The following is a 15,008-nucleotide window of genomic DNA, read 5'->3' as shown; positions in this document are numbered from 1 at the left end:
CTCGTCGCCGAACTCGCCGAACGCGACTGCCGGGTGACCGTCGCCGCCTGCGACGTGTCCGACCGCGACGCCGTCGCCGCGCTCCTCGACGGCCTCGCCGCCGAGGGCCGCACCGTCCGCAGCGTCTTCCACACCGCCGCCGTCATCGAGCTCCAGTCCCTGGAGGAAACGGGCCTCGACGCGTTCGCGAAGGTCGTCCACGCCAAGACGGCGGGCGCCCGGCACCTCGACGAACTCCTCGACGACGACCAGCTCGACGCGTTCGTCCTCTACTCCTCCACCGCCGGCATGTGGGGCAGTGGCCGCCACGCCGCGTACGTCGCCGCCAACGCCCACCTCAACGCCCTCGCCGAGCACCGGCGTGCCCGCGGCGCCCACGGCACCGCCGTCTCCTGGGGCATCTGGGCCGACGACATGAAGCTCGGCCGCGTCGACCCGACCCAGATCCGCCGCAGTGGCCTGGACTTCATGGACCCCAAGCTGGCCCTGGCCGGGCTCCGCCAGGTCCTCGACGGCGACGAGGGTTCGATCGCCGTCGCCGACGTCGACTGGGACCGCTACCACCCCGTCTTCACCTCCTCCCGGCCCACCGACCTCTTCGAGGACGTCCCCGAGGTCCGGGCCCTCACCGAGGAGAACGAGGCCCGCGCCGCCGAGGGCGGCGAGTTCACCGCCCGGCTGCGCGCCCTGCCCGCTGGCGAACAGGACCGGCTCCTGCTCGACCTGGTGCGCTCCGAGGCCGCCACCGTCCTGGGCCACGCCTCCCCGGAGGTCCTCTCCGAGCGCCGCGCCTTCCGTGACGTCGGCTTCGACTCCCTCACCGCCGTCGACCTGCGCAACCGGCTGGCCACGGTCACCGGCCTCACCCTGCCGAGCACCATGGTGTTCGACTATCCGGACCCGCTGGCCCTCGTCGGCTTCCTGCGCGGCCTGATCGGCGGGCCCGAAGCCGACTCCGAAGGGCCGGTCCGCACCGCGGTCGCCGTCGACGACGACCCGATCGCCGTCGTCGCGATGAGCTGCCGCTACCCCGGCGGCGTCACCTCGCCCGAGGCCCTCTGGGACCTCGTCGCGGCGGGCGGCGACGCCATCAGCGGCTTCCCCGCCGACCGCGGCTGGGACGCCGACGCCCTCTACGACCCGGACCCCGACCGCCCCGGCACCACCTACTCCACGCAGGGCGGGTTCCTGCACGACGTCGCCGACTTCGACGCCGGGTTCTTCGGCATCTCGCCCCGCGAGGCGCTGTCCATGGACCCGCAGCAGCGCCTCCTCCTGGAGACCGGCTGGGAGGTCATGGAACGCGCGGGCATCGACCCCCACACCCTGCGCTCCAGCCTCACCGGCACCTTCATCGGCGCCAGCTACCAGGACTACAGCGCCGGCGGCAGCAGCACCGAGGGTGCCGAGGGTCACCTCATCACCGGCACCATCTCCAGCGTCATGTCCGGCCGCCTCGCCTACACCTTCGGCTTCGAGGGCCCCGCCGTCACCCTGGACACCGCCTGCTCCTCCTCGCTGGTCGCGCTGCACCTGGCCTGCCAGTCGCTGCGCAACGGCGAGTCCACTCTCGCGCTGGCCGGCGGTGTCAGCGTGATGGCCACCCCGCAGGCCTTCACCGGCTTCAGCAGGCAGCGCGCCATGGCCCCCGACGGCCGCTGCAAGGCGTACGCGGAGGGCGCCGACGGCATGAGCCTCGCCGAGGGCGTCGGTCTCGTCCTCGTCGAACGGCTCTCCGACGCACGCCGCAACGGCCACCCCGTCCTCGCCGTGATCCGCGGCTCCGCCGTCAACCAGGACGGCGCCTCCAACGGGCTCACCGCCCCCAACGGCCCCTCCCAGGCCCGCGTCATCCGGCAGGCGCTCGCCAACTCCGGGCTCACCGCGGGCGAGGTGGACGTCGTCGAGGGCCACGGCACCGGCACCGCGCTCGGCGACCCGATCGAGGCGCAGGCCCTGCTCGCCACCTACGGCCAGGACCGGAACGCCGAACGGCCGCTGCTGCTGGGCTCGGTGAAGTCCAACATCGGCCACACCCAGATGGCGTCCGGCATCGCCGGCGTCATGAAGATGGTCATGGCGATGCGGCACGGCACCGTTCCGCGCACCCTGCACATCGACACCCCCTCCAGCCACGTCGACTGGACCTCGGGCGCCATCGACCTCGTCACCGACACCGTGGCCTGGCCCGAGACCGGCCGCCCCCACCGGGCCGGCATCTCCTCCTTCGGCCTCTCCGGCACCAACGTCCACACCATCGTCGAGCAGGTCGTCACCGACGAGCCCGCCACCGCGCCCGCCACCGACCCGGACGCGCTCCCCGACGGCGTACCCGCGGTGCTCTCCGCGCGCACCGCCCCCGCCCTGCGCGACCAGGCCGACCGCCTCCTCACCCACCTCACCGACCACCCCGAACTGCCCCTGACCGACCTGGCCGCCTCCCTCGCCGGGTCCCGCGCCGCCCTCGAACACCGGGCCGCCGTCCTGCCCGGCGACCGCGGGCACCTGCTGCGCGCCCTCACCGCACTGCGCGACAGCACCCCCGACGGCGCCCTCCTCACCGGCAGCCCCGCCCGAGGAGGGCTCGCCTTCCTCTTCACCGGACAGGGCAGCCAGCGCGCCGCCGCCGGCCGCGAACTGTACGACCGGCACCCGGAGTTCGCCGACGCCCTGGACGCCGTCCTCACCCACTTCGACCAGGAACTCGACCGCCCGCTGCGCGAGATCCTGTTCGCCGAGGACGGCAGCCCGGAAGCCGACCTGCTGCACGACACCGCCTACACCCAGCCCGCCCTGTTCGCCCTCGAAGTCGCCCTGTACCGGCTCGTCGAGTCCTGGGGCGTGCGTCCGGACAGCGTCGCGGGCCACTCCATCGGCGAGATCGCCGCCGCGCACGTCGCCGGGGTCTTCTCCCTGGCGGACGCCTGCACCCTGGTCGCCGCCCGCGGCCGACTGATGGCCGCCCTCCCGTCCGGCGGCGCCATGATCGCCGTCGAGGCCGCCGAGGACGAGGTGCTGCCCCTCCTCGCGGGCCTGGAGGACCGGGTCTCCCTCGCCGCCGTCAACGGCCCCCGCGCCGTCGTCGTCGCCGGGGACGCCGAACCGGTCGCCCGGGTCGCCGCCCTCCTGGCCGAGGACGGCCGCCGCACCCGCGAACTGCGGGTCAGCCACGCCTTCCACTCGCCGCGCATGGACGCCATGCTCGACGACTTCGCCCGCGTCGCCCGCACCCTGACCTACGAGGCGCCCCTGCTCGCCGTGGTCTCCACGGTCACCGGCGACCTCGCCGGCGCGGCCGAACTCGCCACCCCCGACTACTGGGTCGGCCAGGTCCGCGCGACCGTCCGGTTCGCCGACGCGGTCCGCACCCTGCACCGCCAGGGCGTCACCTCCTACCTCGAACTCGGCCCCGACGGCACCCTGTCCGCCGCCGCCCGCGCCGTACTCGACGGTCCCGACGGTTCCGAGGGCCCGGAGAACGCCGCGGCGGCCCGCCCCGCCACCACCGTGCCCGCGCTGCGCCGCGACCGCGCCGAAGTGCCCTTCCTCACCGCCGCCCTGGCCCGTCTGCACGTCGACGGCACCCCCGTCGACTGGGCCGCCGCCCTCGCCGGCGCCGGCGCCCGCCGCGTCGACCTGCCCACGTACGCCTTCCAGCGCAGCCGCTACTGGCCCGACACCACCGGCGCCCCGATCGCCGCCCAGGGAGCCCCCGACGACGGCACCGACGCGGCGTTCTGGGCCGCCGTCGAACGCGCCGACCTGCCCGCGCTCGGCGCCGACCTCGGCCTGGACGACGACACCGTCGCCGCCCTCGTCCCGGCGCTCTCCTCGTGGCGGCGCCGCCGTGCCGAGCGCGTCACCGCCGACGGCCGCCGGCACCGCGTCCTGTGGAAGGTGCTCGACGGCGCCCCCACCGCCCGCCCCGACGGCAGCTGGCTGGTCCTGCGTTCCGCAGGCGACCCGACGCCCGACGCCACCGCCCTCCTCGACACCCTCGGCCTCACCACCACCGACGTCACCGTCGACACCACCGATCGCGCCGCGCTCGCCGACACCCTGCGCGGACTCCCGCGCCCCGAAGGCGGGTTCACCGGCGTCCTGGCCCTCCTGGCCCTCACCGACGGCGGCCGTGACGACGACCCGGCCGGAACCTGCGCGGTCGTCCCCACCGCCACCGCCCTGACGGCGCTCGCCGACGCCGGGATCGACGCCCCGGTCTGGATCATCACCCGCCAGGCCGTCAGCACCGGCCGCGCCGACCGCCTCGCCCACCCCGGGCAGGCCGCCCTCTGGGGTCTCGGCCGCGCCGCCGCCCTCGAACAGCCCGACCGACGCATCGCCCTCGTCGACCTGCCCGAGCAGATCGACGACCGCATCGTGCGTCGTCTCGCCCACCACCTCGCCACCCCGGGCGACGAGCTCCAGCTCGCCGTCCGCGCCTCCGCCGCCCACGTCCGTCGCCTCGCCCACCACCCGGCACCGCAGCGGCCCGCGCGCACCTTCGCCCCCGAGGGCACCGTGCTGATCACCGGCGGCACCGGCGCCCTCGGCGCCCGGGTCGCCCGCCGCCTCGCCGACCGGGGCACCCCGCACCTGCTGCTCGCCGGCAGGCGCGGCGCCGGCGCCCCCGGCGCCGCCGAACTCGCCGCCGAACTGCGGGAGTCGGGCGCCCGGGTCACCGTCGCCGCCTGCGACACCGCCGACCGGGACGCCCTCGCCGCGCTGCTGGCCGCCGTCCCCGCCGAACACCCGCTCACCGCCGTCGTCCACGCGGCCGGGGTCCTCGACGACGGACTCCTGGACACGCTCACCCCCGAGCGGTTCGCCACCGTCCTGGACGCCAAGGCCCGTTCCGCCGCCCACCTCCACGAGCTGACCCGCGACCTCGGCCTCACCGACTTCGTGCTGTTCTCCTCCACCGCCGGTGCCCTCGGCGCCGCCGGACAGGGCAACTACGCCGCCGCCAACGCCTACCTCGACGCCCTCGCCGAGCACCGGCGCGAACTCGGCCTGCCCGCCACCTCGGTGGCCTGGGGCCCGTGGTCCGGCACCGGCATGGCCGGCGACGGCACCGGCGTCGAGGACCGGGTCCGCCGCGGCGGCTACCAGCCGATGAGCCCGGAGGACGCCCTCGCCGCCCTCGACGCCGCCGTCGGACACGGTGACACCGCGCTCGTCGTCGCCGACATCGACTGGCAGCGCTACGCCGCCGTCTTCGCCCCCAACCGGGCCCTCGTCGGCGACCTGCCCGAACTGCGCGCCGCCGTCACCGCCACCACCCCGGGCGACACCGAACCGGCCCTGCGCCGGGAGGTCGCCGCCCGCACCGGAGCCGCCCGCGAGCGGTACGTGCTCGACTTCCTGCGCGCCCAGGTCGCCGCCGTCCTCGGCCACCCCGACCCCGACGCCGTCGAACCCGACCGGGCCTTCACCGACCTCGGCTTCGACTCGCTGACCACCGTCGAACTCCGCAACACCCTGGGCGCCACCACCGGACTGCGGCTGCCCGCCACCCTCGTCTACGACTTCCCGACCGCCCGCGACCTCGCCGCCCACCTCCTCACCGAGATCCTCGGCGCTCTGCCCGACACCACCACGGGCGCCACCGAGGGCGCCGGCCGCGCCACCGACGACGATCCGGTCGTCGTGGTCGGCATGGGCTGCCGCTTCCCGGGCGGCGTCGAGTCGCCCGAGGACCTGTGGCGCCTCCTGGACGAGGGCCGCGACGCCGTCTCCGGCTTCCCCACCGACCGCGGCTGGGACCTCGACGCCCTCGCCCGCGGCGGCTCCGCCACCCTGGAGGGCGGCTTCCTCGACGGAGCCGGACGCTTCGACGCCGCGTTCTTCGGCATCTCCCCGCGCGAGGCCCTCGCCATGGATCCGCAGCAGCGCCTCCTCCTGGAGACCGGCTGGGAGGCGCTGGAGCGCTCAGGCATCGACCCGCAGCGCCTGCGCGGCTCCGCCACCGGCGTCTTCGTCGGCACCAACGGCCAGGACTACGCGACCATGCTCCGCCGGGGCACCACCGACGTCCGCGGCCACGCCGCCACCGGCACCACCGCCAGCGTCATGTCGGGCCGCCTCTCCTACACCCTCGGCCTCGAAGGCCCGGCGGTCACCGTCGACACCGCCTGCTCCTCCGCCCTGGTCGCCCTCCACATGGGCGCGGGCGCACTGCGCTCGGGCGAGTGCTCCCTGGTCCTCGCAGGTGGCGTCTCCGTGATGGCCAGCCCCGACGCGTTCGTGGAGTTCACCGCGCAGGGCGGCCTGGCGGGCGACGGCCGCTGCAAGGCGTTCGCCGACGCCGCCGACGGCACCGCCTGGTCCGAGGGCGCCGGCGTCCTCGTCCTGGAGCGGCTCTCCGACGCCCGCCGCAACGGACACCCCGTCCTCGCGGTCCTCAGCGGCTCCGCCGTCAACCAGGACGGCGCCTCCAACGGGCTCACCGCCCCCAACGGCCGCGCCCAGCAGCGCGTTCTCCGCCAGGCCCTGGCCGATGCCCGCCTCGCCCCCGCCGACATCGACGCCGTCGAGGCGCACGGCACCGGCACCGCCCTCGGCGACCCGATCGAGGCGCACGCCCTGATCGCCGCCTACGGGGACGGCCGCGACCCGTCCAGGCCGCTGTTGCTCGGCACCGTCAAGTCCAACCTGGGCCACACCCAGGCCGCCGCCGGCGCCGCCGGTGTCATCAAGACCGTCCTCGCCCTGGGCCGCGCGCACCTCCCGCGCACCCTGCACGTGGACGCCCCGTCCTCGCACGTCGACTGGTCCGCGGGCACCGTGGAACTGCTGCGCGAGCAGCGCGCCTGGCCCGAGACGGGCCGCCCGCGCCGGGCCGGCGTCTCCGCGTTCGGCGTGAGCGGCACCAACGCCCACGTCATCCTCGAACAGCCCGTGCCGGTCACCGAGGAGCAGGCACCGGAGGCGACCGGGCCCGTCCCGACCGTCCTGCCGTGGCTGCTCTCCGCCCGCACCGAGCAGGCGCTCACCGCCCAGGCGGCCCGCCTCGACGCCTTCACCGCGACCCGCCCGGAGGTCCCGGCCCTCGACACCGCCTACAGCCTGGCCGTCGGCCGCAGCGCCTTCGCACACCGCGCGGTCCTGCTGGTCACGCCCGACGGCGAGCCGGTGGAGACCGTCCGCGACCGCGCCACCGACCGCCGCCCCGCCGTGCTGTTCTCGGGTCAGGGTTCGCAGCGGGCCGGGATGGGGCGTGAACTGTACGGTCGTTGCCCGGTGTTCGCGGATGCGTTGGACGCGGCGTTGGCTCGTCTGGACGTGCCGGAGCTGCGGGAGGTGTTGTTCGCGGAGGACGACGAGCGTCTGCACTCGACCGGCTGTACGCAGCCTGCGCTGTTCGCCGTCGAGGTTGCCCTCTACCGGCTGCTCGAATCCCTGGGCGTCACGCCGGAGTTCGTGGCCGGTCACTCGATCGGTGAGATCGCCGCCGCGCACGTCGCCGGGGTCTTCTCGCTCGATGACGCGTGTGCGCTGGTTTCGGCGCGTGCCCGTTTGATGCAGGAGCTGCCGTCCGGTGGCGCGATGGTGGCCGTTCAGGCGACCGAGGCCGAGGTCGCCGGTCGTCTGACCGAGGGTGTCTCGTTGGCCGCCGTCAACGGGCCCGACTCCGTCGTCATCGCCGGTGACGAGGCCGAAGTCCTCGCGCTGGCCGAGGAGTTCGCCGCCGAGGACCGCAAGACGCAGCGTCTTTCGGTCAGTCACGCCTTCCACTCGGCGCTGATGGACCCGATGCTCGACGCCTTCCGCGCCGTCGCCGAGGGGCTCACCTACGCCGAGCCGCACATCCCGGTCGTCTCCCACGTCACCGGCACGCTCGCCGAGCCCGGCCAACTGACCACCGCTGCCTACTGGGTGGAGCACGTCCGGCAGACGGTCCGGTTCGCCGACGGGGTCCGTGCGCTCGCCGACGCGGGTGCCGACGCCTTCCTGGAGGTCGGCCCGCACGGCGTGCTGACCGGCATGGCCGCCGCCGTCCTGGACGACGACGCCGTCTCCGTCCCCGCCCTGCGCAAGGACCGCGGCGAGGAGACCGCCCTGCTCACTGCGGTGGCCCGGCTGCACGCGGCCGGTGTCGCCGTCGACTGGACCGCGTGGTTCGAGGGCAGCGGCGCCCGCCGCGTCGAACTGCCCACCTACGCCTTCCAGCGCGAGCTGTACTGGCCCGAGCCCGCCGCCGGGACCGGCGCCCACACCGGACAGGACCCGGTGGACGCCGCGTTCTGGGCCGCCGTCGAAAGCGAGGACCTGGAGTCCCTCTCCAGCACCCTCGACCTCGACGACGCACTCCTGTCGAGCGTGCTGCCCGCCCTGTCGACCTGGCGGCGCGGCCTGTCCGAGCGCTCCCTGCTCGACGGCTGGCGCTACCGGGTGACCTGGCGGCCCATCACCCCGACCGCCGCCACCGGGGCGAGCGGACCGTGGCTGATCCTCACCCCGGCGACGCTCGACGGCGACCCGTGGGCCGAGGCCCTTGCCACCGCGCTCGGCACCGACGCGACCCGCCTCACCCTCCCGGACGCCGCCGCCGACGCTGCTGCCGACGCCCTCGCCGCACTGCGCGACGCGGCCGCCGACACCGCCTGGGCCGGCGTCCTGTCCCTGCGTGCTGCCGCTCCCGACGCCCTGCTGCGGCTCCTCGCCGACGCCGCGATCGACGCCCCGCTGTGGTGCGTCACCCGGGGCGCCGTCGCCGTGGGCCGCGCCGACCGGGCCGCCGACCCCGAAGAGGCCGCCGTCTGGGGCCAGGGCCGAGTCCTCGCCCTGGAGGAGCCCGAGCGCTGGGGCGGACTCCTCGACGTCGACCTGATCGCCGACGCACGCGCCGCCGAACGGCTGCGCGCCGTCCTGGCGCCGGCCCCGGCCGACACCCCCGCCGAGGACCAGGTCGCACTGCGCGCCTCCGGTCTCTACGGCCGCCGCCTCAGCCGGGCGGCCGGCGGGCAGCGTGCCGACTGGCGGCCCACCGGGACCGTCCTGGTCACCGGCGGCCCCGAGGGCTTCGGCGGGCACGTCGCCCGCTGGCTCGCCGCGCACGGTGCCGCCGAGGTGCTCCTCGCCGGGCCCGAGGCCCCGCAGGACGCCGTCGACGCGCTCCTCGCCGACGTCGAGGCGGCGGGCGCCGTCCTCACCGTCGTCCGCCACAACGACCCGGCCGCGCCGGGCCCGCTCGTCGACGCCGTCGCCGCGCTGCCCGCCGAGCGCCCGCTCACCGCCGTCGTCCACACCGGCGACAGCGGCGCTGCGCAGGCGCCGGATCCGGCGACCGCGGTGGCCGGGTCGCGGGCCGCGTACGACGCGCTGACGGCCGCCGTCGGAACGTCCGTCCTCGACGCGTTCGTCGTCTTCGGCTCCATCTCCGCCGTCTGGGGCGTCAGCGGGCAGGGCACCGGCGCCGCCGCGGGCGCCTGCCTCGACACGCTCGTCCAGCAGCACCGGGCCCGCGGCACCAACGCCGTCTCCGTCTCCTGGGGCGCCTGGGACGGCGCCGAGCCCGAGGGGCTCGCCGCCCATCTGCGCGCCAACGGACTGCCCGCCCTGGCACCCGACCGCGCCCTCGCCGCACTCGCCGCAGTGACCGGCGAGGCGGCCGAGGACCCGACCGCCGACGCCTCCGTGACCGTCGCGGACGTCGCCTGGGACCGCTTCGCGCCCGCCTTCACCCGCACCCGCCCCGGTGCACTGTTCACCGAACTGCCCGAGGCCCGCGACGCCCTGCGCGGCGCCGAGGGCGAGGCCGGCGATGTCGGGACCGCCGCCCTGCTGCGCGACCGGCTGCGGCAGACGGACCCCGCCGACCGCACCCGGAGGCTGCTCGACCTGGTCGTCACCGACGTCGCCGCCGTCCTCGGACACGCCGACGCGGGCACCGTCCCCGCCGAACTCGCCTTCAAGGACCTCGGTTTCGACTCGCTCACCGCCGTCGACCTGCGCAACCGCCTGGCCACCGGCACCGGCCTCACCCTGCCCGCGACCCTGGTCTTCGACTACCCGACGCCCGCCGTCCTCGCCGACCACCTGCTCGACGAACTCCTCGGCGCACAGGCCGAGTCGGCCGCTGTCACGGCCCGCGTCGGCGCCGACACCGACGACCCGATCGTCATCGTCGGCATGAGCTGCCGCTACCCCGGCGACGTCCGCTCGCCCGAGGACCTGTGGGCGCTGCTCGGCGCCGGTACGGACGCCATCGGCGGCTTCCCCACCGACCGCGGCTGGGACCTCGAACGGCTCCTGCACGGCGACCGCGAAGGACGCGGACGCAGCGTCACCCGCGAGGGCGGATTCCTCTACGACGTCGCCGACTTCGACCCCGCCTTCTTCGGGATCTCGCCCCGCGAGGCCCTGGTCATCGACCCGCAGCAGCGGATCGTTCTCCAGGCCGCCTGGGAGGCCCTGGAGCGGTCCGGGATCGACCCGGCGGAGCTGCGCGGCGGCGACACCGGCGTCTTCGTCGGCGGCGGCAGCGGCGACTACCGCCCCGCCATCGGCCAGTCGGGACACGTCGAGACCGCCCAGTCGGCGAGCCTCCTCTCCGGCCGCCTCTCCTACACGCTCGGCCTCGAAGGCCCCTCGGTCAGCGTCGACACCGCCTGTTCCTCCTCCCTGACCGCCCTGCACCTCGCCGCCCAGGCGATCCGCGCGGGGGAGTGCTCCCTTGCCCTCGCGGGCGGCGTCACCGTGATGTCGACCCCGGTCGGCTTCGTCGAGTTCGGCGAGATGGGCGCGCTCTCCCCGGACGGCCGCTGCAAGCCGTTCTCCGACGACGCCGACGGCACCGCCTGGGCCGAGGGCGTGGGCATGCTGGTCGTGGAACGACTCTCCGACGCCCGCAGCCGCGGTCACGAGGTACTGGCCGTGCTGCGCGGCTCCGCCGTCAACCAGGACGGCGCCTCCAACGGCCTCACCGCCCCCAACGGCCCCTCCCAGCAGCGCGTCATCCGCAAGGCGCTGGCCGCCGCCGGGCTCACCGCCCGCGATGTCGACGCCGTCGAGGCGCACGGCACGGGCACCACACTGGGCGACCCGATCGAGGCGCAGGCCCTGCTCGCCACCTACGGCCGGGACCGGCCCGCGGACCGGCCGCTGCTGCTGGGCTCAGTGAAGTCCAACATCGGCCACACGCAGGCCGCGTCCGGCGTCGCCGGGATCATCAAGATGGTCCTCGCCATGCGCCACGGGACCCTGCCCCGCACCCTGCACGCCGACACGCCCTCCCGGCACATCGAGTGGGACCCGGACGCGGTGCGGCTGCTGACCGAGACCGCCGAATGGCCCGAGAACGGCAGGCCCCGCCGCGCCGCCGTCTCCTCCTTCGGCGCCAGCGGCACCAACGCCCACGTCATCCTCGAACAGGCCCCCGCCCCGTCCACCGCCGGACCGGACGCAGCCGCCGCCCCGTCCACCGCCGGCACCGCGCCGGACGCCGACGCCCGGCCGCTGCCCGTACCGCTGTCCGCCGCCACCGCCGACGCACTCGCCGAACAGGCCGCCCGGCTGCGCGCCCGGCTCGCCGCCGCACCCGCGGACCTGCCCACCCCCGCCGACCTCGCGCTCTCCCTGGGCACCACCCGGTCCGCGTTCGAACACCGCGCGGTCCTCGCCGTCCAGGGACGCGACGAGCTGCTCGACGCGCTCACCGCGCTCGCCGAGGGCCGCTCCGACGCGAACGTCCTGCGGGGCCGCTCCGCGCCCGGCGGACGCACCGCGTTCCTCTTCCCCGGCCAGGGCTCCCAGCGGGCCGGAGCGGGACGCGCCCTCTACGCCCGCTTCCCGGTCTTCGCCGCCGCCCTCGACGAGGTCCTCGCCCACTTCGACCGCCACCTCGAACGCCCGCTGCGCGAGGTCATGTTCGCGTCCGAGGGCGCCCCGGAGGCCGATCTCCTCGACTCCACCGGCTGGACGCAGCCCGCGCTCTTCGCGCTCGGCGTGGCCCTGCACCGGCTCGTCGAGTCCTGGGGCGTGCGGCCCGACCTGCTCGCCGGACACTCGGTCGGCGAGATCGCCGCGGCCCACGTCGCCGGGGTGTTCACCCTGGAGGACGCCTGCCGGATCGTCGCCGCCCGCGCCCGCCTCATGCAGGCGCTTCCGGCCGGCGGCGCCATGCTCGCCGTCCGCGCCACCGAGGACGAGGTCGCCCCCCGTCTCACCGACCGCGTCTCGCTGGCCGCCGTCAACGGCCCCGAGGCCGTCGTGGTCTCCGGTGACGAGGACGCGGTGACCGCGCTCGCCGACGAGTTCGCCGCACTCGGCCGGAAGACTAGGCGTTTGCGGGTGAGCCATGCGTTTCACTCACTGCACATGGACGCCATGCTCAAGGACTTCGAACAGGTCACCCGGAGCGTGTCGTACACCTCGCCGAAGCTGCCCCTGGTGTCGAACCTCACCGGGGAACCGGCCACCGACGACCAGGTGTGCGACCCCGGGTACTGGGTCGAGCACGTCCGCCGGGCGGTCCGCTTCGGCGACGGGGTCCGCACCCTCGCGGGCCGCGGCGCGACGCGCTACCTCGAACTCGGCCCCGACGGTGTGCTGTGCAGCCTCGCCCAGGACACCCTCGACGTCCTCGCCGACGAGAACCGGCCCGCCCCCGCGGTCGTCCCGGCCCTGCGCACCGGACGTGACGAGGAGCGCTCCCTGATCGCCGCGGTCGCCCGGCTGCACGCGGCCGGACAGTCCGTCGACTGGCCCGCGCTCCTCGACGGCACCGGCGCCCGCCGCGTCGACCTGCCGACCTACCCGTTCCGCAAGCAGCGGTTCTGGCCAGACGAGGCACCGGCCGCCACGGCGCCGACCCCCTCCGACGCGGGCGACGCCGAGTTCTGGGCCGCGGTCCAGGACGAGAAGTTCGACTCCCTCGCCGGTGAACTGGGCGTCGACGGCGAGGCGTTGGAGCAGGTTCTGCCCGCCCTGCGCGACTGGCGCCGCAAACACGGCGACCAGTCCACCGTCGACGGCTGGCGCCAGCGCATCGCCTGGCGGCCCCTGAACCGCGCCACCACCGGCACCCCCACCGGCAGCTGGCTCGCCGTGGTCCCCGCCGACCACGCCGACCACCCGTGGACCGGCTCCGTGCTGAGCACCCTCGGCACCGGCGCCCGCGTCCTCACGGTGACCGGGCAGGACCGCGCGGCGCTCGCCGCCGAGATCCGTGAACTCCTCACCCGGGCAGGCCGGTTGACGGGTGTGGTGTCCCTGCTGGCGCTCGCCGGACTGGACGGCACCACCGCCGGAGCGGCAGCCGGACTCACCGGGGGAGTGCCCACCGGCGCCGCCCTCACCGCCACCCTGGTCCAGGCGCTCGGCGACGCCGGCACCGACGCCCCGCTGTGGTGCCTCACCCGCGCCGCGGCCGCCGTCTCACCCGCCGACACCGTCGACGCGCCCCTCCAGGCCGCCGTCCACGGACTCGGCCGGGTCGCCGCGCTGGAGTACCCGCAGCGCTGGGGCGGCATCATCGACCTGCCCCACGCCCTCGACGAGCGGACCGCGGAGCGCCTGGCCGCCGTCCTCGCCGACCCCGAGGGCGAGGACCAGCTCGCCGTACGGCCCGGCGCGGTCTTCGGCCGCCGTCTCGCCGCCGTCCGCCCCGGCACGCCCCAGGGCTGGCAGCCCAGCGGCACCGTCCTGATCACCGGCGGCACCGGCGCCCTCGGCGCCCGCACCGCCCGCAGGCTCGCCGGAGCGGGCGCCCGCCGCCTGCTGCTCCTCAGCCGCACCGGACCCGACGCCGAGGGCGCCGCCGAACTCGCCGCCGACCTGCGGGCGCTCGGCGCCGAACCCGTCATCCACGCCTGCGACACCGCGGACCGCGACCAGCTCGCCGCCGTACTCGCCACGGTGCCCGACGACGCGCCCCTGACCGGCGTCGTCCACACCGCGGGCGTCCTCGACGACGGTGTCGTGGACGGCCTCACCCCCGACCGGTTCGCCGCCGTCTTCCGTGCCAAGGTCGCCTCCGCGCTGCTCCTCGACGAGCTGACCCGCGGCCACGAACTGGAGGTCTTCGCGCTCTTCTCGTCCGCCTCCGCCGCCGTCGGCAACCCCGGCCAGGGCACCTACGCGGCCGCCAACGCGGTCCTGGACGCGCTGGCCGAACGGCGCCGCGCCGAGGGCCTTCCGGCGACCTCCGTCGCCTACGGCGCCTGGGGCGGGGAGGGCATGGCCGACGGCGCCCGCGCCGCCGCGCTCGCCCGCCGCACCGGCATCCGGCCGCTCGACCCGGACCTCGCGGTCCTGGCCCTGCGCCAGGTCGTCGCCGCCAACGACCCGGTCGCCGTCGTCGCCGACGTCGATCCGGAGCGGTTCGTCCGCGCCTTCACCAGCGTCCGGCCCAGCAGCCTGCTCGCCGAGATGCCCGCCCACGCCGCCCTCACCGCTGCTCCCGCCGGCGACACCGGGCCGTCGGCGACCGGCCTGCGGGAGCGGCTGGCCCGCCTCCCCGAGGGCCGCCGCGCCCCCAGCGTCCTCACCCTGGTGCGGGAACGCGCCGCCGAGGTCCTCGGCCACACCGGTACCGACCAGATCGGACCCGACCAGGCCTTCCGCGACCTCGGATTCGACTCACTCGGCGCCGTCGAGCTGCGCAACCAGCTCGGCGCCGCCACCGGACTCACCCTGTCCGCGACCCTCGTCTTCGACCACCCCACCCCGGCCGCTCTCGCCGGGCACATCCTCGGACAGCTCCTCCCCGAGGGCGCCGCCGACAGCGCCGCTGCCGACGGCGCCGCCGCCGACGGCGACGGTGCCGAGGAGCGGGCCGTGCGCGCCGTCCTCGCAGCCGTCCCGATGGAACGGCTGCGCGAGAACGGGTTCCTGGACCGACTGCTGGAACTCGCCGGGCAGCACCCGGCCGGCAGCGACCAGGACACCCCGGCCGGCGACGGCAGCGACGACGCGTCCGACGCGTCGATCGACGCCATGGAGATCGACGACCTGGTGCAAGCGGCACTCAACGGCAACTCTGACAATGAGCGGGACTGACGGAG

At 76.1% G+C, this 15,008-nt stretch carries 1 protein-coding gene (only partly in view); it reads left to right on the top strand.

Annotation, left to right across the window (positions count from 1 at the left end; all coding sequences use genetic code 11):
- Window positions 1-15,003: the 3' portion of a type I polyketide synthase gene (locus JGS22_RS25600; RefSeq protein WP_216815184.1), read on the top strand. The gene continues 13,590 nt to the left of window position 1, outside the view; only the last 15,003 of its 28,593 coding nucleotides appear in the window; its start codon lies off the left edge, out of view; it ends in the stop codon at window positions 15,001-15,003.
- Window positions 15,004-15,008: the final 5 nt, after the last annotated feature.

The sequence above is a fragment of the Streptomyces tardus genome (assembly GCF_018101125.2).
GTDB classification, from domain to species: Bacteria; Actinomycetota; Actinomycetes; order Streptomycetales; family Streptomycetaceae; genus Streptomyces; species Streptomyces tardus.
The sequence above is the reverse complement of the archived record's forward strand: the minus strand, read 5'-3'. Positions and strand labels throughout refer to the sequence as shown.